This window comes from Castellaniella ginsengisoli (genome assembly GCF_040955415.1).
Classification (GTDB): Bacteria; Pseudomonadota; Gammaproteobacteria; order Burkholderiales; family Burkholderiaceae_B; genus Castellaniella; species Castellaniella ginsengisoli.
Genome location: NZ_CP158257.1, coordinates 540,835 through 562,926, shown reverse-complemented (window position 1 = coordinate 562,926; position 22,092 = coordinate 540,835). Strand labels below are relative to the sequence as shown.

The following is a 22,092-nucleotide window of genomic DNA, read 5'->3' as shown; positions in this document are numbered from 1 at the left end:
ATTCCGACCATGACCCTGCAACCGCCCGCCGCCCCAGAACGCACGAAGCTGGCCGTGCGCAATCTGAACTTCTATTACGGCAGCTTCCATGCCTTGCGCGATATCAACATGGATATCGAGGAAAACAAGGTCACGGCGTTCATCGGCCCCTCGGGGTGCGGGAAATCCACGCTGTTGCGCACCTTCAACCGCATGTTCGAGCTTTATCCGGGCCAGCGCGCCGAGGGCGCCATCGAACTGGACGGCGAAGACCTGCTCAATTCGCGGCTCGATATCTCCTTGATCCGCGCCAAGGTGGGCATGGTGTTCCAGAAGCCCACGCCGTTCCCCATGAGCATCTACGACAACATCGCTTTCGGCGTGCGGCTGTTCGAGCGCCTGAGCAAGGGCGAAATGGATGAACGCGTGGAATGGGCCCTGACCAAGGCCGCGCTGTGGGCCGAGGTCAAGGACAAGCTCGGGCAAAGCGGCAACAGCCTGTCCGGCGGGCAACAGCAACGCCTGTGCATTGCGCGCGGCGTGGCGATCAAGCCGGAAGTCCTGCTGCTCGACGAGCCGTGCTCCGCCCTGGATCCGATCTCCACGGCCAAGATCGAAGAACTCATCGCCGAGCTGAAATCCGACTACACCGTCGTCATCGTGACCCACAACATGCAGCAGGCGGCGCGCTGTTCCGACTACACAGCCTACATGTACCTGGGCGAGCTGATGGAGTTCGGCCCCACCGACCAGGTCTTCATCAAGCCCGCCCGCAAGGAAACCGAAGACTACATCACCGGACGTTTCGGTTGATGCATCGCCCGCAGCAGTCCGCGCTGCACCTTGCCCGTGGTCGTCATGGGCAGGCTCTCCATGAATTCGATCAGCCGGGGATATTCGTGCGCGGCGGCCTTGCTGCGGACGTGATCCTGAAGCTCGGCCACCAGCGCGGCATCGCCTGAATAGCCTTCATTCAGCACGATGCAGGCCTTGACGATCTCCGTGCGCGCGGGATCGGGCACCCCGATCACCGCCGCCATGCGCACGGCCGGGTGGCCGAGCAGGCAGTCTTCGATCGGCCCCGGCCCGATCCGGTAGCCGGCGCTGGTGATCACGTCGTCGCCCCGGCCCTTGAACCAGAGGTAGCCGTCCGCATCGGACACGCCCCGGTCGCCCGTCACCAGCCAGTCGCCAATGAAGGCGCGGGCCGTGGCCTGCGGATTTTGCCAATATTGCAGAAACATCACCGGATCGGGCCGCCGCACGGCGATGTGGCCCTCGACGCCGGGGGGCTGGGGAGCGCCGGTTTCGTCGACGATGCACACTTCGTGCCCCGGCACCGGCCGGCCCATGGCGCCGGCGCGAGGTTCGAACAGGGCGGCGCAGGACGAGACGATCATGTTGCACTCGGTCTGGCCGTAGAACTCGTTGATGGTCACGCCCAGCGCCTTGCGGCCCCATTCGATCAACTGCGGCCCCAGCGATTCGCCGCCGCTGGCCACGGAGACCAGGCTCAGGCGGCCGCAGCGGCCGGGATCCTGCAGCGTGCGCAGCATCTTCAGGGCCGTGGGCGGCAGGAAAGTATGGCTGACCCGGTGCCGGGCCATGAGTTGCCATGCGACGGCGGCGTCGAATTTTGCAAAACGGCGGGCCAGCACGGCCACGCCGTGGTGCCAGGACGGCATCAGCACGTCCAGCAGGCCGCCGATCCAGGCCCAGTCCGCCGGCGTCCACATCAGCGTGGCGCGGTCGGGAAAGAAATTATGCGAGATTTCCACGCCCGGCAGATGCCCGAGCAGCGCCCGGTGGGCATGCAGCGCGCCCTTGGGTTTGCCGGTGGTGCCCGAGGTATAGATGATGAGGGCCGGATCGTCGGCGGCGGTGTCCTCGGGAATGAATCGCTGGCCTTCCTGCGATTCGATCGCGGACCAGAACGAAGCCTCGCCGGCCTGCGCGTCGATGTCCAGCACGCAGCCCAGGTCCGGCAGGCCCGGGCGGATCTGGGCGATCTTGTCCAGGCCTTCCGCCTGAGTGATGAGTGCGCGGGCGCCTGAATTGCTCAGACGGTATTGAAGCGCTTCGGTGCCGAACAGCGTGAACAGAGGCACGGCGATGGCGCCGAGCTTGTAGGCGGCCAGATGAGCCAGCGCCGTCTCCAGCGATTGCGGCAGCAGGATGCCCACCCGGTCACCCCGGGCGATGCCGCGGGCGCGCAGGGCCAGGGCCAACCGGTCCGACCAGAGCTTGAGCTGATCGAAGGTGTAGTGTTTCGCCGGGGCGTCTTCGCCATCGACGATCAGCGCCAGGCGGCCGCTGCCGTCGGCCCAGCGGTCGCAGACGTCCGTCCCGATGTTGTAGCGTTCCGGCACAACCCAGGTGAATGCTTCGCGGGTCTGCCGATAGTCGCCTTGGGCGTGCAGCATGGCGTGTCCTTTCAAGTGCTTCGGGGCCTGGAGGGGGAGGGGTCATGGTACTGCGGCGTCATCCCGGCCGCCAGTGAGCCGGGATGCGGTGGCGCCATTCATTTCCGGTTCATGCGCTTCCTGATATCGTAGGATCCATCGATTGAATGAGGAGTCTGCCGATGCATCGCCGAGGGTTGCTGGCAGGTGTGCTGGCCCTGGGGCTCTGGGCTTCGGGTGCGGCGGCGCACAACCATGACCGGGACGCCGCCGAGCGGCTGCAGGCCCTGGGGGAAGTGCTGCCGCTGCAGGACATCCTGACGCGCGTGGCGCGCGACTATCCAGGCCAGGTCCTGAAGGTCGAATTCGAGCAGGACGAGGGCGGGCATTGCCAGGGGCCGGGCGGCCGGGCGGCCGGGTGCTGGCGCTATGAGTTCAAGATCCTGCAAGACCAGGGCCGCCTGGTCAAGCTGGAGGTCGACGCCCGCACGGGGGAAGTCGTGCGGGTGAGCACGCGGCCCCTGCGTCGCGGCGGGAGGCACCCATGAGAGTGTTGATCGTCGAGGACGAGCCCTTGCTGGCCGCGCAACTGAAGACCTCGCTGGAAAAGGCCGGCTATGTGGTGGATGTGGCGGCAGACGGCCTGGACGCCGAGCACCAGGGGCTTCATGAGCCGTGCGATCTGGCGGTGCTGGACCTGGGCCTGCCCGGACGCGACGGCCTGTCGGTGCTGCGCAGTTGGCGCGCAGCCGGCCGGACCATGCCGGTGCTGATCCTCACGGCGCGCGACAACTGGCACGATAAAGTGGCCGGCATCGACGCGGGCGCCGATGATTACCTGACCAAGCCTTTCCACCAGGAAGAGCTTGAAGCCCGCATGCGCGCGCTGCTGCGCCGGGCGGGCGGGCACGCCACGGCCGAGATCCGCTGCGGGCCGCTGCTGCTGGATGCGCGCCAGTCCCGCATCCTGCTGGACGCCACGCCGCTGGAGCTGACCAGCCACGAATACCGGGTCCTGGCTTACCTGCTGATGCATCAGGGCGAGGTGATATCGCGCAGCCGGCTGGTGGAGCATATCTATGCACAGGACTTCGACCGCGACTCGAACACCATCGAGGTCTTCGTCGCCCGCCTGCGCCGCAAGATTCCCCCCGGCTTGATCCAGACAGTGCGCGGCCTGGGCTATCGTCTGTCGGCCGATCCGCAATGAGGGCGCGGCGCCACTCGCTGCGTCTGCGCCTGCTGGTGATCGCCCTGGCCTGGACGCTGCTGAGCGTGGCGCTGGCCGGCTGGGGCATCCAAGGATTGTTCCGGCAGCACATCCAGGCGCAACTGCAGTCCGAACTGAACATCCACCTCAACCACCTGACCGCCTCGCTGCAGGTCGATGAGCGGGGCCGGGTCTCGCTGTCCTCCCAGCCGACCGATCCGCGTTTCAGCCACCCGTTCTCCGGCCTGTACTGGCAGATTTCGGTGCCTTCCGCCGGCACGCGCTTCGCCCAGTTGTTGCGTTCGCGCTCGTTGTGGGACGCGCACCTGCCGGATCTGGTCGATGGCCTGGAGCCGGGGCGGGATGTCGCGATGCCGGCGTCCGGTCCGGGCGGCGAACGGCTGCGGATGCGGGTGCGCGAAGTTCACCCCGCCGAAGGTCCGCTCGATACGCTGATCCTGTCGGTGGCGGCGGATGAGGCCTTGTGGGCCGAGCCGATCAGCCGCTTCGACCGCATGCTGGCCGTGGCGCTGGGCATCCTGGTGCTGGGCATGGGGGCGGCGGCCTGGATGCTGGTCGGCTTCGGGCTTCAGCCGCTGGCGCGGTTGCGCCAACGGCTGGCGGCGCTGCGTGAAGGCCGGGCGGAGCGAATCGAGGGCAAGTTCCCCATGGAAGTCCGGCCGCTGGTCGAGGATTTCAACCTGGTGCTGAGCCGCAACGCCGAGGGATTGGAGCGGGCGCGCATGCAGGCCGGCAATCTGGCCCATGCCCTGAAAACACCCCTGGCGGTGATGGCCAGTGCCGCCCAGGCGGAAGATCCGGCCTTGCCGCGCCTGGTGGCCGAGCAGGTCGAGGCCGCCCGGCGCCAGGTCGATTATCATCTGGCCCGCGCCCGGGCGGCGGCGGCGGTGCGTGTCACCGGCCTGCGCAGCCCGATCCTGCCCCTGCTGCAGGGCTTGGTGCGCGTGATGGATCGCGTCCACGCCGAGCGCGGGCTGGTCTACGACCTGAGTGGTGTGGCGGAAGACTTGGTGTTTCGCGGTGAGGCCCAGGACTTCCAGGAAATGCTGGGCAATGTGCTGGACAATGCCGGGAAGTGGGCGCGCAGCCGGGTCTGCGTCACCGCTTGCTGCCAGGATGGCGAATTATCGATTCAGGTCGAGGACGACGGCCCGGGCCTGAGCCCCGAAAGGGCCGAGCAGGTCTTCGAGCGAGGACAGCGGGCGGACGAGCGCACACCGGGCTCGGGGCTGGGGCTGGGGATTGTGCGCGATCTGGCCGACCTGTATGGCGGCTGGGCGCGGATTGAAACCGGCCGCCTGGGCGGCGCCCGGGTGATCATTACCCTGCCGGCCACCTGAGGCGGCCGCCCCAGGTGGCCGGCAGGGCGTATCCAGGATGGGAGGGCGTCAGTTCCAGCGGCCGTTGCGGCCGCCCAGGCTGTAGGCGCCCGCGCCGAACAAAGTGACGGCGATGCTGCTGAAAAGGAACAGGCCTTGCAGTTCCAGTTCCCAGCCGCCGGACTTGCCCAGCAGGAACAACTGGTCCATGTGGACCAGGCCGAAGACGAACAGCATGTTCAGTACGATCACAAGGCCGCCGATGCGCGTGAACAGGCCGAGGATGATCAGGATCGGCGCGACGACTTCGCCGAGATAGACGCCGTAGGCCAGGAAACCGGGCAAGCCATGCTGGCCGAGCATGTCCACGATCCAACCCACACCGCTGTCCAGTTTGGCAAGGCCGTGAAGCAGCAGGAGAATGCCCAGGCCCAGGCGAAGGACCAGCTTGCCCAGATCGTCGTACGCAGAAGAAGACATAGGGTTTCCTCGATCGTGGTTGGTCGGGGCGACATGATTCGAACATGCGACCCTCTGCTCCCAAAGCAGATGCGCTACCAGACTGCGCTACGCCCCGACTGGATCGCAAATTCTACCATGGGGCATAGGGTCAAAAGCCTTTGCGGACCTTGTTTTTGACGACCTAGGACAGCCGGAGCTCCGGCAGCGTGTGGGCGTGGTGCCGGTAGGCCCAGGTGGGCCACAGGGCATGGGCCAGGGCGATGCGGCCGAGCTCGAGATCCGGGCCGAGCGGCGCATAGCCGTCTGGCGCGGCATAGCGGTAGAAACTGGCCGCCTGGTGGGGCTCCAGCACCGCCAGGACATCGCCTTGCAGGTAGCCGTAGTGCTCTTCGTACTGCATCATGGCGCGGCCGCCCGCGTCGGGCCGCGTCAGGTCGTGGCCGATCATCGGGTGGGCATCGTCGATGCCGATCAGCGACAACAGCGTCGTCGGCAGGTCGATCTGGCTGATGATGCGGGAGTCTTGCCGCGCCTCGACTCCCGCGCCCAGGATCAGGGCGGGGATGTGGAAGTGACGCAGCGGGATGCGCTGGGCGCCGCCGACGCGGGAGTCGTGATCGGCGACGATCAGGAACACCGTATGGTCCCAATAGTCGCTGGCGCGGGCCTGCTCGAAAAAACGGCCGATGGCCCAGTCCGCGTAGCGCACGGTATGTTGCACCGTGGCTGGATCGCCGTCGACCGGGATGCGGCCGGCGGGGTATTCCCAGGGGGTGTGGTTGCTGACGGAAAAAGCCAGGTGCAGGGTGGGTTGTTCGCCGGGCTGCGACAGCAGCGCATGCAGCTTGTCGAACATGTCTTCGTCGCTGGCGCCCCAGGTGCCGACGAAGGCCGGCGACTCGAAGGTCGGCAGGTCGTGCAGTTCGTCGAAGCCGTTGCCCAGGAAGAAGCTCTTCATGTTGTCGAAGTGGGCCTCGCCGCCGTAGATGAAGCGCGAACGGTAGCCGTGGCGCTTGAGCAACTGGGCCAGGGTGAAGAATCGGCTCTGGGCGTTTCCCAGGCGCAGGGCGGCATCGGACAGCGTGGGCGGAAAGCCCGCCGTGACGGCCTCCAGGCCGCGCACCGAGCGGGTGCCGGTGGCGTACGCGCGGGTGAAGTTCCAGCCTTCGGACGCCAGGGCATCCAGGCAGGGCGTCAGGCCGGCGCCGCCCAGGTTGCCCACGTACTGGGCGCCCAGGCTTTCCTCGACGATCAGCACCAGGTTGTGGGGCCGGGCGGGCCGCCGGCTGGGCGGCTGGGCGTGCAGGGTGGGGAGCTCGGGGGGGCCTGGCGGGATACCGGCTTGCGCCTGGATGATGGCGTGCAGTTCCGGGTCGGGCAGATCGCCGTAGACATCGGCCGCCGCGCGCTCGTTCTTGATCGCATACAGGGCGAAAAGCACGTTGTACAGGGAAGTCAGGGGCAGGGTGTTGAGCAGGCTGTCGCCGCACCAGGCCACCGAGGCCGGATTGATCGGGCGGTGGCCCAGCGTGCCCCGGATGGCCAGCGCGACGAGGGCGGCGAACACCAGCGTGAGCAGGATACGCCAGGGCCAGGCGGGCAGGGTGTCGGGCTGCGCCTGGGCAAACAGCGCGTGGCCCAGCCAGGCCGCCAGACCCAGTCCCAGGGCGGCCGCCAGCAGAACCAGCTTATAGCCTTTCCACAACATGCCGAAGACTTCCTTGGGGTATTTCAGGTAGTCGATGTACAGGCGGTTGGGGCGGCTGTCGTATTCCCGGATGAACTGGGGCGTGGACACCTCCAGCAGCACGAACAGCAGCCAGACGGCCTGCAGCCACAGCCCGGTCAGGAAGACGGCGAGGGGGCGGTCGCCCGCCCAGGGCGCCAGCAGCAGCGGAATCCCGGCCCACATGGCGATCTGGTTCAGGTCGATGCGCAGGCCCCAGCGGAAGATCGGCCAGGGGCCGCCGGCCTCACGCACACGGGGCCATAGCCAGGCGGTCAGCAGCAGGCGGCTGAGCGTCAGCAGCGCCAGGGCCGCCAGGATGAAAATCCCGATCTGGGTGAGCATGGGATAGAGTCCTCAGGGCACCAGCGCAATGCCGATGCGCAGTTGCGGGTCGGATTTCTGGTGGTAGCCCAGCAATGTTTCGCCGTAGCCCCGGAAATACTGCACGTACAAGTAGCCGTTCATGTGCAGGAAGGTGCGCTTCAAGGGCCAGGCGGCTTCCAGTTGGGTGGCGTGGCGCCCGCCCGTGCCCTGACGGTACAGGCCCGACAGGATCAGGCCGTCATCGTGCGCCCAACGCAATTTCCAGTCCACGTAGCCCAGGGTGCCCGGGTAGTCCATATCGCGGTCGGTCCAGGCGTAGTACTTGAAGCGCGGCTGAAAGCTGAGCGTACTGCCGCCGTCGAAGCGGTAGTCGACTTGCGGCTGAACGTAGAAGTCATTCAGAGAGCGGGAATCCTTGTCTTCCTTGCCGTTGGATTTGTGTTCGAACCCGGCGTTCAGCCCTAGGGCCCAGCGCTTGTCGGCGGTTGCCCACAGCGCGTCGCGCGCCCAGAACAGGCTGGGATTGTACGTCGTGTCCACGAAGGGGATGGAGTCCGAATGCAAGTCCCACAGGGCGGTCTGGGTGTAGCCGAAATACCAGTTGTCCATGAAAGCCGGCCGGGCGGGATCGTCCGGGCTGAAAGGGCGGTATTTGAAACTGACCTGGAAACGGGCGTTGGCGCCGCCCCGGTTGCCCACGGCGAAGTAGACGGGCTCGTAGGAAGAAATCGCGTTCCGGAATGTATCGAAGGGCGACAGGCCGTTGGTCGGCATGGCCGCCGGCGCCGGGGCGGCTGCGAGGGCCGTGGCCGGTGGCGCGTCGGCGGGTGCGCCGGCGGTGCCCGCCGGCGTGTTCTCGGCGACTTGCGTGCCGGGGAGGATGGGATCGACCTGCAGCGCCAGCAGGGTGTCGGCCACGCCGTCCAGGCGCAGTGCCAGGATGCCATGCGCGTTTTCCGGCACCCGGCCGCTCCAGACCATGCGAGTGAAGGTATTGGCGGGCAGATCGATGGCGTCCGGCGAGGTCCGCAGTTGGAAGTGCGCGGGCAGGGACCGCCCCTGTGCATCGATCCATTGCCCCGTCAGTTCCCGTGCGACCGGGGTAGAGAGCGCGGCGCCGGTGTCGTTCGTCAGCAGGCCTTCAAGTTCGACGGTGCTGCCGGGGCCGGCCTGCGGGCTGGTCAACCGGTACGTCAGGCCCGCGTGGGCGGCGCCCGACGCCAGGCAGAGGCAGCCGATGGCAAGAACAAAAAAGTAGCGCAGGCCTGAGTACCGGAGGCGAAACATGATGTGGGAAGCAAAGGCAGAGTCGTGCCGGAACTTTAGCATTTGCGGCCGGGGCACACGTTTCGCAGTGTGTCCGTGGCGTGGCGGCCCGCATGGTGGGTGGCGACGTGGACAGGGATCAGCCACTGACTCTTTGCTGTTCCTGTCGGACCAGGGTCTTGAGCCATTCCGCTTGCTCGCCCACCGCGTGAATGGCACCGTAATCGAAATCCAGGTTATTCAGGTATTGCAGCGTCAGGGTGTAGGGCCATGGTTGCATGGGCGTCAAGCCGGCCAGGAAAAAGCCGTCGGCTTCAGCGACTTCGGTGGCGTATTGCGCATACGCGGAAGACAAGTCGATATTCAGATAGATGACGTCCACCTTTTCCCGGCACAAGCGTCTGCGTTCAGCCGCGAGCGAGGAGGCGAGCTCGGCGCCGGCCGAGGCGAGATTCATGAACGCGACATTGACCGACGGCTCGATCAGGGTGTCGAAGGCGGTGACGGCATCCTCAGCGGGGTGTGCGGTCAAGGCCGTTGCTTCAATCAGTGCGATGCCTGCGCCTGTTGCCAGCAGGCGGATCGTGTCGGCATGGCGGGCCGGAAGATACAGTGCCTGCTTAGGCAGCGGTTTGAGTGGGCGGATGCCGATAAAGGTGCTTTCTCTTTGGCTCAACTGGTCGTGGATGTGCCGAAACTCAAGATCGGCGGGGGCGAATCCCAGCAGCAGGGCGGTCACTTGGAAACCCAGACGAATTCCGCTTTTCTGTGTGAGGGGGTGATTGGTGACAGCATGCACGAATAGAATGCTGGCGTCGGTTTCAGCGGCTTGGCGGGTGACCTCGGCCGAAAGCTTTCTCAGCAGGTTCTGGCCGCGCCAACGCGGGTCGATCACGCCTATGCCCCATTCAACGGCAGCAGCGCCGGGCCCGCTGCTCATCAAGGCGGCATGGCCGGCCAGTTCTCCTCGTTCTGAGACGGCAACCCATGAGTGCAGCGTCTTGTCTTGCAAGCGGGCGACGATCCGCTGGGGGTAATAAAGAAAATCGCTGACGTAGCTATAGCCGTAGCTGCGATAGACCAGCCTGGACAGTGCCAGCGCCTCGTCTTCTCTCAAGGGGCGAATTTCTGCAATCGGGTCGACAGGCCCATCTGCCTGGACAGCAGCGCCTTCAGGAGCGGGAGAGTGATCCATCTCCTCAACGTGAGCCAGCGGCCGCAACCACTCAAGCAGTATGCGATAGCCGTCCCTCCCGCCGTTGTGCAGATGGTACCGATCGACCATGTGCTTGAGCAGCAACACGGAAAGCGAGGCGTCGTCACCTGCCTCGCCCGGCTGGTAACTCGGCACCATGCTCAGATCGAAGGGCAGAGCGCGGCATGCCACTTCCAGCCGCAAAAGCGTGCTGCGCAGTTCGATGCTGATTTCCAGATCGCCTTGCTCACTGCCCCCATCAAAGGCATGGCGCAGCAGTGTCAGAATCAGCTCTTCAATGGCGAGATTGATGGCGAAGCTCTGGCGTTCCGCCATTTCCGCCTGTTCGACAAACCAATGCGTGGCGTGCTGGACATATGCAATGGCGCCCATGCAGGCGGGTATCCGGAGGCGGACAGACGACAAGGGCGGGCCGGCAATCTGGCCGTTCATGGTTGCGGCTCCTGGCGGCGGTCCACGACCCGCGGGGTTTTTCCAGTACGCGCGTTGGTGATGAGAGCTCTGGGCTCGACCCATTGCACAATGACCGGATGAATGACGCCCTGGCCTGTGAGGTCGGCAATCATGGGGCGTTCACGGTGCAAAGCGTCGATCACTTTCTGGCCGAGACCGGGCGCAACGGCTTGCGGTGCCGCAACGGCAATGCGCAGGGTGCAGCGGTCGCGCTGCTCGATGTGCTCGATCAGCAACTGGAAATTGATGCAGTCGGAGCCCGGCACGTGCGAGAGCACATTCTGGACGTCTTCCGCGTAGAGCGATACCGGCCCGATGCGCGCGCAGTTGTTGCTGCGCCCGAGCACCTGGAAGCGCCTGAACGGGGTTCCGGGCGGGTCTACCCACTGGCCGCGATCGCCTACCGGGTAGCGCACAATGGGCATTAAGCGGCGTTTGAAGTTGGTGATGACCAGTTCCCCAATGTCTCCGGGCTCTTGGATTTGGCGGCCTGAGTCATCCAGAATTTCCAGCACGGTGCTGTCGTCAAAGCAGCGATGGATGCCGGGGTGGGTGTCGGGTTCGCTCCAGCCCAGTTCGCCATAGTCCACCCCCGCGATACCGACCGATTGCACTGCACAGCCCGGCAATACTCGCTGTAAAGCAGCAATCTGATCAGGGAAGATGGCCTCGCCCCCATACAGAAAGCGCTTCAACTGGATGCTGCCGGGTTTTGTGGCGGCGAGTGCGGGCAAGAGGGCCAGTAGCGATGTGGGCACGCCCGCGAGCGTTTCAATACGGAACTGTTGCAGCGTTTTGATGATCTCCGCTTCAGGGGCGGCGCCTGAAAGAGGAAACTGCACCCCCTCGCCGGCTTGCTCAATTGCGCGGCCAATAAAAAGAAAGGATGCATACATCTGGCCGCCGTAGAACATATTGGCAATCGGCTCACCCGGCTTCAGGCCTCCCCGCTTCATGCCCGCACCGAAGGCGGAGCACAGCGCCCGCCAGTCTTCATTGCTGAAGAAGGAGAACTTGGGGTTGCCGGTGGTGCCGCCGCTTTTGAAGATGGGACCATCGAGCTGGATGGTCGTCAATACCTGATTGCCGTCGGGTTGGTTGGCGGACCAGTAAGTGTCCAGGGCTGCCGTCGGCAAGGCGGCCAAGGGGGTGTGAGTGCCTGCGTAGCTGCCTTTCCAGAGCTTCCGGTAATAGGGCGAGTTCGTTGCTACGAAGTGCAGATGTCCGGCGAGCCGGGGGTGATGGGTGGGGGTGGTCATGGTCGCATTGAGGTGCCCGTTCAGTGGATACGGTGGTCGCAGACCGGCTTGAGTTTGCCGCTGGCGGCGACCCGCACAAAGGCAACGTCCGCAACGGTTTTGACTCGAAAATGAAAGGTCGTGCTGACCGTGCAGCAGAACTCCACCTCCGGGTAGTGCCGGCGGATGCTCTGGGCCACAACGTCTTCCGACAGACCGGATCCCTCATGGATCCACAGTTCCAGAATGATGTTGTTCCCTTCTTCAAGCACGTGCAACTGGGAAAGGCCGGAATACTCCAGCTTGGAGTCCAGAATATCCGAGAATCGGCGAGCATTGAAGAACGGCCCGCCGGCCTTGAAGAGGTCGCTGCTGCGGCCCTGGAGCTCAAAGCGGCGATCCTGGCGGCCGCAGGCGCACGGGCCTTCCAGCCAACGGCCGGTATCGCCGATTTCGTAACGGACGATGGAGGGGTGGCTGCGCAAACTGGCAGAGGTGGTCAGAAGGATGCGCCCGGTTTCTCCTGACGGTACGGGAGCATCTTCCTCCAGTGCGACGATCTCCATGTCTTGGATGGATTCGAACAAGTGATGCTCGCCTCCGGTGCAATGGGCGCATTGGTAACCGATGGGGCCGGCATCGTTCGAGCCGTAAGCCACGGATTTGACGGTGCGCACGCCAAAGGTTTCCTGCAGCCGCCGCCGCTGGGCGCGGGTAAGGGCTTCGCCCCCATAGAAAACCTTTTCCACGACGCCATTCAAGCGCTGTCCTTCTTGTTCGAACAGCGCGATCAGGTGGGAGGGCGAACCAATCAGGGTGTTGACTTTCAATTGCGCGATGGTGCTGGCAATCATGGCGAAGTCCGTGACCATGGCCATGGGGACGACCCGGGCGCCCATTTTTTCCAGAATCGTCCAGAAGCTGATGAAACTGCCATACATGTTTCCGGCCATGAACAGATTCATGGCGTAGTCCTGCTGCGGGTCGAAGCCGGCTGCAAGCAGGCCGTGGGCGGCTGTCTGCATCTGCGCGTGGTAGTCCGCCCAGGTAAAAGTGGAAAATACCGTCACGCCGCTGGAGCCGCCGCTGCGGAATATGAGTTCGGGAATCCCGACAGGCGCGGCGGCCTCTAGAAAACCTTGCTTGGTCATGATGGGAACGAGAGGCGGCGCACCCGGAGCGGTCGTTTCCAACTGAGAGAGGCTGCCTGTGTCATGTGCGGATTCCGGCGCATCGAGGGTGACGCGTCTTGTGAATTGCTGGAGCGCATACACGCCGTCATGGGGGGCTCCGACGTAGCTGTCGGTCATTTCGCCCGGGCGGACCACACGAGTCACGCCGGTGGCGAAGAGCGCGCGGGTCAGTTCAGCGAGCGAACCCAAGCCACATGCCAACCCGCAGGTTTGCAGCCAAGCCCGCATGGGACGCAGCATTTTGACCAGTTGGCCACGGTCGACGCGCTTGACCCAGATACTGCGAAACAGCGGAGAGGGGCGTAAACCTGGCCGGGTATCGACGTAAATACGCCAGCGGCCTTCGGGGTCCTCAATGACGCGCGTCAAGCCCAGCGCTTCCTCCGCTTTTGCAACCTGGGTGACGGTCGTGATTTCAGCTTGTTCTGCAGTTTCCGGCGTTTGCCCGGGGATCGTGGGCGAGATCGCGGCAAGATGCGCAGCCAGTTCATCCGCGTAAGCGTGCAGGGCTTCGGGGGCGCATTCCAGAAAGAGCGTCTGGGGGCTGGAGCATGCCTGCTGATCGAGGCGGCAGACATCTGCGGAAAAGGCCTTCAATGCCTGGGAGCGGGTCGTCTCGTCGGCCAGGATATCGGCTGCAAGATAACCGAACGAGAGCTTGTGGCCCCAGGTTACAACGCGAACCCCCTGCGGCGCCATGCGACGGATGGCTGCGATTGCCGATTCACCGCCCCAGGCAGAGAGGGTGTCCGCATGCGAGAACAGCGCCTCAAGCGTTGCGGATTCGCTCGATGGAAAACGCAGGACCGCAATGTAGTTGCGTAGCTGACCGCTGGCGTCGGCTTCGCACAAGGCTTCGGCAAAAACCGCTGCGAAGGAGGAGTCGCGGGCACTGAGTTTGACGATATTCAGGTTGCCGGCCAGCAGCCCTTCAATCAAGCCCAGTGCTGCGACCAGAAATACGTTGGAGGGCATTACATGCACAAGACAGCCCACCGGAAGCCATGCTTCAAACTGGCGGGCCGGGTACCGGCGCTCAATGCTGGCGGGGTGGGTCGCGCCTAGCTCTGCGCGCAGGCGAGCCAGCAGGGCATCACGCTGGAGAGCCTGTGCCGCCCCCTGCAGCAGCTGGGCGACTTCCTCTGGCTCGTTGGTGTGCGCTGCCAGTGCGGCAAGGCGCTGATAAAGCTCGGAGCCCTGTGCAAGCGAGTCGGCGACCTGCTGCGCGGCGGCAAGCAAAGCTTCAAGGGGGAAAGGTTGAACCAGCGTATCGGCGATGTGGGCCTCCAGCGTGCCGAGTTCATGCTCCAGCGCTTCTTGCGACAGCCATCGGCCGAACCAGAAGTGACGTTCGGTCGCACGTGCATCCATGGTGTGTTCCTTGTCTTCAATTTCCATTCGTATCGCCTCGCAGCAGTTGGGCGGCAGCGGCAGCGCAACTGCGGTTGGCTGACACGCCTGCCCGACCCAATACCTCGAACCAGGGTGCGGCACGGGCCGGGCAATCGCAACTGCCGGCAGGATGCTTGACTGCCAGGTCGCCCATGATGACGCTATGAGCCGGAACCGAGGTGATGTAGGGAGAGATAAAAGAAAGGAAACCCGGGGTCCCGTCTGGGACGGGTGCCAGTGTCTTCACATCGCGGATCACGACCCGCGCCCATGTGGGTTGATGCAGGTGTTGATGGGCGCAGCCGATGTAAGGCACGCTGTGCTCTACGGAGCCGAAGCTTTCGATGATGTGGCTGGGAAGGATGCCCAGTTGCCGTCCGATGCGAGACGCCATTTCTTCGCGTGAAATGGCCTTGTCGGCGTGGCTCTTCCAGCCGCCACCGAACACCACCCAGCTTCCCGGCGGCAATTTCAGGTCGGGCAGCCCCAGTTGCCGCATGCGTTCGAGTGTGAAATGCAGAAAAGCCGGAAATCCGATAATGCGCACGGGCGAGCTGCCCCGCGCCCAATCCTGCAGCTTGCGGGTCGTGCCGAAAGGATCGAACTCGTGCTTGCCGCCGCCCACATGGCGCAGCGTCCAGAATTGTTCTGCCGCGGGCGCATATCGTGTCAGAAATTGATTGGTGTTCGAGGTGCCGACCTTAAAGCCTTCATAGGGTTCAAAGCCGTTCACCAGATAATGAGCCGGTTCAGTCGAGGGAAAACCTCTTTCCTGCAGGCAGCGCTCAACCATGGCCCGGGCATTCGTGAGGGTGAAATCATCGAAGAACATCTGTGACTTCTGCCCCGTAGTGCCGGAAGAAGTGAGGTGAGCGACTACGTGCGACTGCGGAATCGAGCGGATCTCGTGCCCTTTGAACACGTTGGCGTGTACGCCCGGCATGGACAGCACATCTTCCAATGATTGGAACTGATCGGGGTCGATGCCGTTCAGGCGGGCGAAGTTTCTATACCAGGGGGAGCGATCCATGTGCCAGTGCGTGACATCGCGCATGGCTTGCATGAACAACTCATGATGCTCGGCCTCTGGTGTATAGGCATCTGGAATCGCACAAAAGGCCTGCACGGACGCCGGCACTTCATCGACACGTGCGGGGTCGGGTTCACTAAGCACTGCGCCTCTCCCTCTTGCGGGCCCCCGGGAATCGCGGAGGCTGCTTGATTAAATTAAAACAGGTTGTACGGCCATGGCGGTGAGCTTTTGGCCCGCCCTACAGGATTCGAACCTGTGACCTACGGCTTAGAAGGCCGTTGCTCTATCCAGCTGAGCTAAGGGCGGTCGGGGATGTGCGCCCGCGGATGCGGTCCGGGTCGCCGGTCGGGCGTGGACGGCTTGCGGGCGACGGATATGCGCGAATTCTGGATTCTAACGTGCATTCCAGGGCCTGGTGTTTTCCCTGATGTTTCCGGGAAGCGACGGGAGTGTAAGGCCCTCGTAAGGTCGGGTTTTTATCTTGCACTGCATCATACGAACCCCCACGAGGAGACCGACATGGGAGACCCCCGGACACAGCGCATCGTGTCGAACCCGAAATACCAGCTTTTGCGGCGCACGCGACTGCGCTATGGCTGGACCCTGGCTGTGGTGATGCTGCTGGTGTACTACAGTTTCATCGGCGTGATTGCCTTCGACAAAGAGCTGTTCGCGCTGAAACTGGGCGAAGGCGTCATGACCTGGGGCATTCCGGTGGGTTTCGGCGTCATCGTGTTCAGCGTGCTGATTACCGGCTTGTACGTGCGCCGCGCCAACAACGAGTTTGATCGCCTGACCCGCGAGATCGTGCAGGAGGCCGGGCAATGAATCTGAATCGCATGACGCCGCGCGCGTCGGCCATCCTGGCCCTGGCGTCCCTGGCCTCGACCGCGCAGGCCGCCGGCGGCGACCTGGGTGAGCTGCAGCGGCAGCCCACCAACTGGACCGCCATCGCGATGTTCGGTCTGTTCGTGCTCCTGACCCTGTGGATCACGAAATGGGCGGCCGGCCGGACTCGCTCCGCCGCCGATTTCTACACGGCGGGCGGGGGCATCACCGGCTTCCAGAACGGCCTGGCGATCGCGGGGGACTATATGTCCGCCGCTTCGTTCCTGGGGATTTCCGCCGCCGTGATGATCAACGGTTATGACGGCCTGATCTATTCCATCGGTTTCCTGGTGGGCTGGCCCATCCTGACCTTCCTGATGGCCGAGCGCTTGCGCAATCTGGGCAAATTCACTTTCGCCGATGTGGCGGCCTACCGCTTCAAACAGGGGCCGATCCGCGCCTTCGCGGCTTCGGGCACCCTCGTGGTGGTGGCCTTCTATCTGATTGCCCAGATGGTGGGAGCCGGCCAGCTCATCAAGCTGCTGTTCGGCCTGGAGTACTGGATCGCCGTGGTCGTGGTCGGCGTGCTGATGATGGTCTACGTGCTGTTTGGCGGCATGACGGCCACCACGTGGGTGCAGATCATCAAGGCGGCCCTGCTGCTGGCCGGCGCGTCCTTCATGGCGCTGATGGTGCTGGCGCACTATGGCTTCTCGCCCGAGCGCCTGTTCGCTGCCGCCGTGGAGATCAAGACCTTGGCCGCTCTGGATGCGGGCAAGGACGCGGCGCAATCCGGCGCGCTGGGCCAGTCCATCATGGGGCCGGGCAACTTCATCAAGGATCCGGTCAGCGCGATTTCCTTCGGCATGGCGCTGATGTTCGGCACGGCCGGCCTGCCGCACATCCTGATGCGCTTCTTCACCGTGCCCGATGCGCGCGAGGCGCGCAAGTCCGTGTTCTGGGCCACGACCTGGATCGGCTACTTCTATGTTCTGACCTTCATCATCGGTTTCGGCGCGATCGTGCTGGTGTCCACCAACCCGCAGTTCCTGGATGCGGCCGGCGCCTTGATCGGCGGCGGCAACATGGCGGCCGTGCACCTGGCGGACGCCGTGGGCGGCAATGTGTTCCTGGGCTTCATGTCGGCCGTGGCCTTCGCCACGATCCTGGCGGTGGTGGCTGGCCTGACGCTGTCGGGCACGTCGGCGGTGTCGCATGATCTCTTCGCCACGCTGGTCAAGAAGGGCCAGGCCACGCGAGAGCAGGAAATGCGGGTCGCCAAGATCACGACCGTGGTGCTGGGCATCGTGGCCGTGGTGCTGGGCATCGCGTTCGAGAAACAGAACATCGCCTTCATGGTGTCGCTGGCGTTCGCGGTGGCGGCCTCGGCCAATTTTCCGGTGCTGTTCATGTCGGTACTGTGGAAGGGCTGCACCACGCGCGGCGCAATGATCGGCGGCTTCGCCGGCCTGATCAGCGCGGTGGGCCTGACGGTGGTGTCGCCGTCGGTGTGGGAGGTGACGCTGGGCAATCCGGCGGGATCGGCCTGGTTCCCCTATGCCTCCCCGGCGCTGTTCTCCATGACGATCGGTTTCGTGTCGATCTGGCTGTTCTCGGTCACGGACCGCAGCGAACGCGCCCGGATCGACCGGGCCGGTTTCGAAGCCCAGACCGTGCGCAGTGAAACCGGGATCGGTGCGTCCGCCGCCAGCGCGCACTGATCCTGCGGGCGGCGGCCGGTGAGGGCCGCCGCTGCACGCGCTTCCCCGGGGCGGGCTGTGCCTGCCGCTTGTCCGGGGGCTCTCGCACCCCGGCGGCCGTGACAGGCCGCCGGGGTGTTTCTTTTTTCGGCGCGGACGCCACCGGTGGTCAAGCAAGACGCGATGGGCGCACAATGTCGGGTGTTTTTTGCCTGTTTTCCGGAGTCGAACCCATCATGACCCAGCGTCTCAACTACTATCTGGCCGCGCCCGAGGCCGCTCGCAAATACAGTGAATTCAGCCAGTTGCTCCATGCCGATCCTTTTCTGGCGGAAATCGGCCATCTGGTGACCTTGAGGGCCTCGCAGATCAATGGCTGCGCCTTCTGCGTGGACATGCACGTCAAAGAGGCCAAAATCCTGGGCGAGCGCGAACTGCGCCTGCATCATGTGGCGGTGTGGCGCGAGTCGCCTTTGTTCACGGCCAAGGAAAAGGCCATTTTGGAATGGACCGAGGCCTTGACGCGGCTTTCGCCCGAGGGCGTGCCCGATGCGGTGTTCCAGCGCGTGCGGGATCAACTGTCCGACAAAGAACTGGCCGCGCTGAGTTTTCTGGTCGTCGCCATCAACGGCTGGAATCGCCTGGGGGTGGCCTTCCAGCCGGTGCCGGGTTCGGCCGATGCGCAGTTCGGGCTGGACAAGGCCGGCTTGAACTGAGCCCGCGCCTAGGCCTGCATGGCTTTTTCCAGGGCCTGGGCCAGATCGGCCTTCAGGTCGTCCACGTGCTCCACGCCCACCGACATGCGGATGAAATTCGGTTCGATGCCGGCGGCCCGCATGTCGGCCTCTGTCATGGAGCTGGCCCACATGGATGCGGTGTGCACCGCCAGGGTTTCCACCCCGCCCAGGCTGACCGCCTGGGTGGCCAGTTTGAGCGCCCCCACGAAGCGTTGGGTGGCGGCGTAGCCGCCCCGGATCGAGTAGGCCACCACGGCGCCGAAGCCGCGCATCTGGCGGGCCGCGAGGGCGTGTTGCGGATGGCTTTCCAGGCCGGGGTAGAAGACCTGCTCGACTTCCGGCCGGGTTTCCAGCCATTGCGCCACCGCCAGCGCGTTGGCGTTGATGCGCTCCATGCGCAGCGACAGCGTGCGCAGGCCGCGCAGCAGCAGCCAGGCGTCCATGGGAGAAAGCACCGCGCCCAGGGTGACGTGCATCTTCCAGATGGTCTCGGCCAGCGCATCGCTGCAGCAGATGGCGCCCGCCATCAGGTCGTGGTGGCCGCCCAGGTACTTGGTGGCGCTGTGCACCACGATGTCGATGCCCAGATCGTGCGGGCGCTGGTTCAGCGGCGAGGCGAAGGTGTTGTCGGCCACGGTCAGGATGCCGCGCGGGCGGGCGATCTCGGCCACCGCCGCCAGGTCCGTGATCGACAGGCTGGGGTTGACCGGCGTTTCCACCATGATCAGTTTCGTGTCCGGGCGCAGCGCGGCGCGCAGGCTGTCCAGGTCCGTCTGGTCGAAGAAGCTGACCTGCACGCCGTAGCGGGTCAGGACTTCGGCAAACAGCTTGGAGGTGCTCATGTAGTGGCGCTGCTGGGCCACGACATGGTCGCCGGCCTTTAGCAGCGCCAGGATGGTGGTGCAGATGGCGCCCATGCCCGAACCCGTCAGCAGCGCGCTTTCAGTGCCTTCCAGGCCGGCGAGGATGGCCTCGACGCGCTTGTGCACCGGATTGCCATGGCGCGTGTAGAAGGTCGCCGGCCGCACGGTGGTGGCCATGCCCGAGAACTGCTCGGCGGTTTCGGCGCGAAAGGTGGCGCTGTAGTGAATCGGCGAGACCACATCGGCCCCATGGCCGCAGGCGGCATCGCCGTGCAGCACCAGGGTCTGTTCGCGCCAGGGCGCGTCGGGGGTATCGGGCCGGGACGGGTTCATGAAACGGGCTCCTGCGCAAGAATGGGACAGGCGCCCATCATACGCCCGGGACGCCGGCGCCTCAGAGATACGGGCTGGCCAGCCAGATGATCCGGTTGCGTAGCCGTTTCAGGTAAGGCAGGGCATTCAGGGTCTCCAGGGTCACGCGCTCGGATTGCTCGATGCCCGCGTCGATGCGCCGCCCGATCTGCTCGGCCAGGGTGCGGTCGTAGATTTCCAGATCCAGCTCGAAATTCAGCCGCAGGCTGCGCGGATCCAGGTTGGAGGAGCCTACGTAGGACCACGCATCGTCCACGGTGAGCAGCTTGGAGTGATCGAAGTTCCCCCGGCGGCGCCAGACACGGCAGCCGCCTTCCAGGACCTGGGCCAACTGGGCGGTCATGGCATAGTTCACCAGGCGCAGATTGTTGCGTCCCGGGATCACGATGTCCACCCGGATGCCGCGGCGCGCGGCCGTGTTCAGTGCGCCGATCAAGGTCTGGTCGGGCAGGAAGTAGGGCGACTGGATGCGGACGTGGCGCTGGGCCACGGCCAGAGCGCCCAGCAGCACGCGATGCGTGGCCGCCATGAAGCGGTCGGGGCCGCTGCGGATGCAGCGCGCCGGCACCCGGGGCGGCGGCGGCAGCGGAGAGACCCGGACCCAGTCTTCGATGCGCAGGCGCTCGCCGGTGGCGAACTCCCAATCATTGGCGAAGACGGCGAACAACTGGGTGGCCAGCGGCCCTTCGATGCGGAAGTGCGTGTCGTGGTCCGCCCGCCGGCCCGCCAGGGACGTCATGAAGCTTTCGCGGATGTTCATGCCGCCCATGAAGCCCAGGTGGCCGTCGACGAACAGGATCTTGCGGTGGCTGCGCAGGTTGGCGTAGGCCGAGCGCAAGCCCAGCGGGTTGGTCATGAAGCGGTCGGCGCGGATGCCGTTGCGCTGCAACAGGCGCAGGATGGGCGGATGGGAATAGCGTGCGCCGACGGCGTCGATCAGCACCCGGATCTCGACGCCGCGCGCCTGGGCGTCCCGCAGGGCCTCGGCAAAGCGCAGGCCGATGCGGTCGTGATCGAAGATGTAGCTTTGCAGCGCGATGCAGTGGTGGGCCTCGTCGATCGCCTGCAGCATGGCCGGATAGGCTTCGTCGCCGCCATCGAGCAGCGTGATGTGGTTTCCGTCCTGCAGCGGAAACCGGCCGACCTGATCGCACAGGATCCGCAGCGAGGCGAATTGCGGGCCGGATACCGGGGCGACGTCGCCGAAGGGCGCACGCGCGCTGTTGACGTAGTCCTTGATCAGGCGGCTGCGCTGGGTGGACATCTGGTCGTGGCGGATGCGGTTGATGCCCGCGATCAGATACAGGAAAGGGCCGGCGATGGGCGACATCAGGATCACCCCGACCCAGGCGATCGCCGCCCGTACGTCGTTCTTCTGCATGGCGGCCTTGGCCGCGACGGCCAGGCTGAAGGCCAGCGACAGCAGGGCGGCCAGGTGCGGCCAGTAGTCGGCCAGGAAATCGGAAAGGACGCTCATGGCGAGGAATCCGGGCCGGCTGGGCGCGGCGGGCCGTCGGGGTCGGATGCCTGCTCCGTTCCGGGGCGGCGGCGCAGGGATTCGAACCAATCCGGGTTGGGCCGGCCGGCGGCGGCGTATTGCTGATTGCGGGAATTGGAGCGCCAGACCCCGCCGCCGATGCCGGGCACGGGCTCGGTGCGATACCAGTACCAACGGCCGTCCGCGTCCTGCGCGGACCAGTGCCAGCCTTCGGGGGCCAGAGACCAGTCGGGAGCCGGGTCGGCCGGCGTGGGATCGAAGGGTGCGTTCATGCGGCTTTCCGGAGTGCGGCCGCCGCACCCGGCGGCGCGCCGGGCCGTCAGTCGGCTGCGATCAGATTCTGTCGAATCTTGTCATACCCGAGGTTGAAAAGAAAGCCGTAGGGCAGGTAGAACAGGACGAAGCCGATGTCCAGCACCAGGGCGTGCCAGAGAGAGATGTCCAGCCACCAGGCGACGAAGGGGATGGCGATCACGATCAGGCCGCCCTCGAAGCCGCAGGCGTGGGCCACCCGCGCGCCGTAGGTGCGCTCGAAGCCGGTGCGCGCCTGCAGGCGGTCGAACAGCCAGTTGTACAGCATGTTCCAGACCACGGCGATGGTGGCGATGACGGCGGTGAGCACGCCCATGTCGAACAGGCCGTGCCCGGTGATCCAGGCGGCCAGGGGGGCGGAAATGCCGATGGCGAGGATTTCGAACGCCAACGCGTGGAAGACGCGTTCGGATAACGGGCGGTCGTGGATCTGCATGGAGAAGGTTCGCTGCGGCGGTGTCGTCACCGCGTGGATGCGATCGGGCGGGGTCGTCCCCGCCAGCCCGTGAGCCGGGAGCACATATTCCGTGCGGCAGCCTTGGCTT

19 protein-coding genes and 2 tRNA genes are annotated in these 22,092 nt (G+C 65.1%); 7 read left to right on the top strand and 14 right to left on the bottom strand.

The genetic code is table 11. The features are described 5' to 3' along the window. Positions 1 to 9: 9 nt before the first annotated feature. A complete protein-coding gene (gene pstB, locus ABRZ00_RS02660) occupies positions 10 to 792 on the top strand; it encodes a phosphate ABC transporter ATP-binding protein PstB (RefSeq protein WP_368641237.1) in 783 nt (260 codons plus the stop codon). Here the strand turns inward: pstB and ABRZ00_RS02655 are convergent. Continuing rightward, positions 768 to 2,402 (bottom strand): acyl-CoA synthetase, encoded by a 1,635-nt coding sequence (locus tag ABRZ00_RS02655; RefSeq protein WP_368641238.1) that lies wholly within the window; start codon positions 2,400 to 2,402, stop codon positions 768 to 770. The two genes, pstB and ABRZ00_RS02655, sit on opposite strands and share 25 nt — an antisense overlap. Positions 2,403 to 2,563: 161 nt before the next feature. On the opposite strand from ABRZ00_RS02655, the gene ABRZ00_RS02650 reads away from it, so the two are divergent. Genes ABRZ00_RS02650 through ABRZ00_RS02640 form a run of 3 tightly spaced genes read left to right on the top strand, consistent with a single transcriptional unit; the run spans position 2,564 to position 4,952 of the window. Then, positions 2,564 to 2,929, top strand: a complete 366-nt coding sequence (locus ABRZ00_RS02650) for a PepSY domain-containing protein (RefSeq protein ID WP_368641239.1) — start codon at positions 2,564 to 2,566, stop codon at positions 2,927 to 2,929. Further along, entirely contained in the window at positions 2,926 to 3,591 is a 666-nt protein-coding gene (locus tag ABRZ00_RS02645; protein WP_343837252.1) for a response regulator transcription factor, read from the top strand. Before ABRZ00_RS02650 ends, ABRZ00_RS02645 begins: the two co-directional genes overlap by 4 nt. Continuing rightward, positions 3,588 to 4,952, top strand: coding sequence for an ATP-binding protein (locus ABRZ00_RS02640; protein WP_368640259.1), 1,365 nt, complete (start codon positions 3,588 to 3,590; stop codon positions 4,950 to 4,952). The genes ABRZ00_RS02645 and ABRZ00_RS02640 overlap by 4 nt, the downstream gene beginning before the upstream one ends. Before the next feature lie 48 nt (positions 4,953 to 5,000). Here the strand turns inward: ABRZ00_RS02640 and ABRZ00_RS02635 are convergent, their stop codons facing one another. The 9 genes from ABRZ00_RS02635 to ABRZ00_RS02595 all read right to left on the bottom strand — a co-directional run bounded on the left by ABRZ00_RS02635 (position 5,001) and on the right by ABRZ00_RS02595 (position 15,543). Further along, on the bottom strand, positions 5,001 to 5,411 hold the full coding sequence (locus ABRZ00_RS02635) for a DoxX family protein (RefSeq protein WP_343837248.1): 411 nt from the start codon (positions 5,409 to 5,411) through the stop codon (positions 5,001 to 5,003). Between the two features lie 20 nt (positions 5,412 to 5,431). Continuing rightward, positions 5,432 to 5,508, bottom strand: a tRNA-Pro gene (locus ABRZ00_RS02630). 66 nt (positions 5,509 to 5,574) lie between these two features. Then, on the bottom strand, positions 5,575 to 7,464 hold the full coding sequence (locus ABRZ00_RS02625) for an LTA synthase family protein (RefSeq protein ID WP_368644406.1): 1,890 nt from the start codon (positions 7,462 to 7,464) through the stop codon (positions 5,575 to 5,577). Between the two features lie 12 nt (positions 7,465 to 7,476). Continuing rightward, the gene (locus ABRZ00_RS02620) at positions 7,477 to 8,733 is read right to left on the bottom strand and encodes a phospholipase A (RefSeq protein WP_368641242.1); all 1,257 of its coding nucleotides are present in this window, start codon (positions 8,731 to 8,733) and stop codon (positions 7,477 to 7,479) included. Positions 8,734 to 8,851: 118 nt separating this feature from the next. Then, positions 8,852 to 10,360 (bottom strand): ATP-binding protein, encoded by a 1,509-nt coding sequence (locus ABRZ00_RS02615; protein WP_368644405.1) that lies wholly within the window; start codon positions 10,358 to 10,360, stop codon positions 8,852 to 8,854. Beyond that, complete coding sequence (locus ABRZ00_RS02610; protein ID WP_343837240.1) at positions 10,357 to 11,640, bottom strand: AMP-binding protein; 1,284 nt, start codon at positions 11,638 to 11,640, stop codon at positions 10,357 to 10,359. The genes ABRZ00_RS02615 and ABRZ00_RS02610 overlap by 4 nt, the downstream gene beginning before the upstream one ends. Before the next feature lie 20 nt (positions 11,641 to 11,660). Then, the gene (locus ABRZ00_RS02605) at positions 11,661 to 14,210 is read right to left on the bottom strand and encodes an acyl-CoA reductase (protein WP_368641244.1); all 2,550 of its coding nucleotides are present in this window, start codon (positions 14,208 to 14,210) and stop codon (positions 11,661 to 11,663) included. Further along, positions 14,200 to 15,378, bottom strand: coding sequence for an acyl-protein synthase (locus ABRZ00_RS02600; RefSeq protein WP_368641245.1), 1,179 nt, complete (start codon positions 15,376 to 15,378; stop codon positions 14,200 to 14,202). The genes ABRZ00_RS02605 and ABRZ00_RS02600 overlap by 11 nt, the downstream gene beginning before the upstream one ends. Before the next feature lie 88 nt (positions 15,379 to 15,466). Then, positions 15,467 to 15,543 (bottom strand) — tRNA-Arg (locus ABRZ00_RS02595). A 213-nt stretch (positions 15,544 to 15,756) separates the two neighbouring features. On the opposite strand from ABRZ00_RS02595, the gene ABRZ00_RS02590 reads away from it, so the two are divergent. From ABRZ00_RS02590 to ABRZ00_RS02580, 3 genes are all read left to right on the top strand, one after another. Continuing rightward, positions 15,757 to 16,065 (top strand): DUF485 domain-containing protein, encoded by a 309-nt coding sequence (locus ABRZ00_RS02590; RefSeq protein WP_368641246.1) that lies wholly within the window; start codon positions 15,757 to 15,759, stop codon positions 16,063 to 16,065. 11 nt (positions 16,066 to 16,076) lie between these two features. Further along, positions 16,077 to 17,786, top strand: a complete 1,710-nt coding sequence (locus ABRZ00_RS02585) for a cation acetate symporter (protein ID WP_368642807.1) — start codon at positions 16,077 to 16,079, stop codon at positions 17,784 to 17,786. A 215-nt stretch (positions 17,787 to 18,001) separates the two neighbouring features. Then, entirely contained in the window at positions 18,002 to 18,481 is a 480-nt protein-coding gene (locus ABRZ00_RS02580; protein ID WP_368641247.1) for a carboxymuconolactone decarboxylase family protein, read from the top strand. 8 nt (positions 18,482 to 18,489) lie between these two features. Here ABRZ00_RS02580 and ABRZ00_RS02575 read toward each other — a convergent pair whose 3' ends face one another. The 4 genes from ABRZ00_RS02575 to ABRZ00_RS02560 form a co-directional block, all read right to left on the bottom strand. Beyond that, a complete protein-coding gene (locus ABRZ00_RS02575) occupies positions 18,490 to 19,698 on the bottom strand; it encodes a PLP-dependent aspartate aminotransferase family protein (protein ID WP_368641248.1) in 1,209 nt (402 codons plus the stop codon). Between the two features lie 61 nt (positions 19,699 to 19,759). Continuing rightward, positions 19,760 to 21,214: a phospholipase D-like domain-containing protein gene (locus tag ABRZ00_RS02570; RefSeq protein WP_343837226.1), complete on the bottom strand. Its 1,455-nt coding sequence runs from the start codon at positions 21,212 to 21,214 to the stop codon at positions 19,760 to 19,762. Continuing rightward, positions 21,211 to 21,507 carry a hypothetical protein gene (locus tag ABRZ00_RS02565; RefSeq protein WP_368641249.1) on the bottom strand — a complete coding sequence of 99 codons (297 nt, stop codon included), beginning with the start codon at positions 21,505 to 21,507 and terminating at the stop codon, positions 21,211 to 21,213. Before ABRZ00_RS02565 ends, ABRZ00_RS02570 begins: the two co-directional genes overlap by 4 nt. Positions 21,508 to 21,554: 47 nt before the next feature. Continuing rightward, on the bottom strand, positions 21,555 to 22,067 hold the full coding sequence (locus ABRZ00_RS02560) for a multidrug/biocide efflux PACE transporter (RefSeq protein WP_368641250.1): 513 nt from the start codon (positions 22,065 to 22,067) through the stop codon (positions 21,555 to 21,557). Positions 22,068 to 22,092 lie beyond the last annotated feature (25 nt).

What these genes read in the sequence shown, in the direction of transcription:
- ABRZ00_RS02615 (WP_368644405.1), bottom strand. Translation starts at nt 10,360, where the DNA reads ATGAACGGCCAGATTGCCGGCCCGCCCTTGTCGTCTGTCCGCCTCCGG.
- ABRZ00_RS02625 (WP_368644406.1), bottom strand. Translation starts at nt 7,464, where the DNA reads ATGCTCACCCAGATCGGGATTTTCATCCTGGCGGCCCTGGCGCTGCTG.
- ABRZ00_RS02635 (WP_343837248.1), bottom strand. Translation starts at nt 5,411, where the DNA reads ATGTCTTCTTCTGCGTACGACGATCTGGGCAAGCTGGTCCTTCGCCTG.
- ABRZ00_RS02610 (WP_343837240.1), bottom strand. Translation starts at nt 11,640, where the DNA reads ATGACCACCCCCACCCATCACCCCCGGCTCGCCGGACATCTGCACTTC.
- pstB (WP_368641237.1), top strand. Translation starts at nt 10, where the DNA reads ATGACCCTGCAACCGCCCGCCGCCCCAGAACGCACGAAGCTGGCCGTG.
- ABRZ00_RS02565 (WP_368641249.1), bottom strand. Translation starts at nt 21,507, where the DNA reads ATGAACGCACCCTTCGATCCCACGCCGGCCGACCCGGCTCCCGACTGG.
- ABRZ00_RS02650 (WP_368641239.1), top strand. Translation starts at nt 2,564, where the DNA reads ATGCATCGCCGAGGGTTGCTGGCAGGTGTGCTGGCCCTGGGGCTCTGG.
- ABRZ00_RS02575 (WP_368641248.1), bottom strand. Translation starts at nt 19,698, where the DNA reads ATGAACCCGTCCCGGCCCGATACCCCCGACGCGCCCTGGCGCGAACAG.
- ABRZ00_RS02590 (WP_368641246.1), top strand. Translation starts at nt 15,757, where the DNA reads ATGGGAGACCCCCGGACACAGCGCATCGTGTCGAACCCGAAATACCAG.
- ABRZ00_RS02585 (WP_368642807.1), top strand. Translation starts at nt 16,077, where the DNA reads ATGACGCCGCGCGCGTCGGCCATCCTGGCCCTGGCGTCCCTGGCCTCG.
- ABRZ00_RS02640 (WP_368640259.1), top strand. Translation starts at nt 3,588, where the DNA reads ATGAGGGCGCGGCGCCACTCGCTGCGTCTGCGCCTGCTGGTGATCGCC.
- ABRZ00_RS02580 (WP_368641247.1), top strand. Translation starts at nt 18,002, where the DNA reads ATGACCCAGCGTCTCAACTACTATCTGGCCGCGCCCGAGGCCGCTCGC.
- ABRZ00_RS02620 (WP_368641242.1), bottom strand. Translation starts at nt 8,733, where the DNA reads ATGTTTCGCCTCCGGTACTCAGGCCTGCGCTACTTTTTTGTTCTTGCC.
- ABRZ00_RS02645 (WP_343837252.1), top strand. Translation starts at nt 2,926, where the DNA reads ATGAGAGTGTTGATCGTCGAGGACGAGCCCTTGCTGGCCGCGCAACTG.
- ABRZ00_RS02655 (WP_368641238.1), bottom strand. Translation starts at nt 2,402, where the DNA reads ATGCTGCACGCCCAAGGCGACTATCGGCAGACCCGCGAAGCATTCACC.
- ABRZ00_RS02570 (WP_343837226.1), bottom strand. Translation starts at nt 21,214, where the DNA reads ATGAGCGTCCTTTCCGATTTCCTGGCCGACTACTGGCCGCACCTGGCC.
- ABRZ00_RS02605 (WP_368641244.1), bottom strand. Translation starts at nt 14,210, where the DNA reads ATGGAAATTGAAGACAAGGAACACACCATGGATGCACGTGCGACCGAA.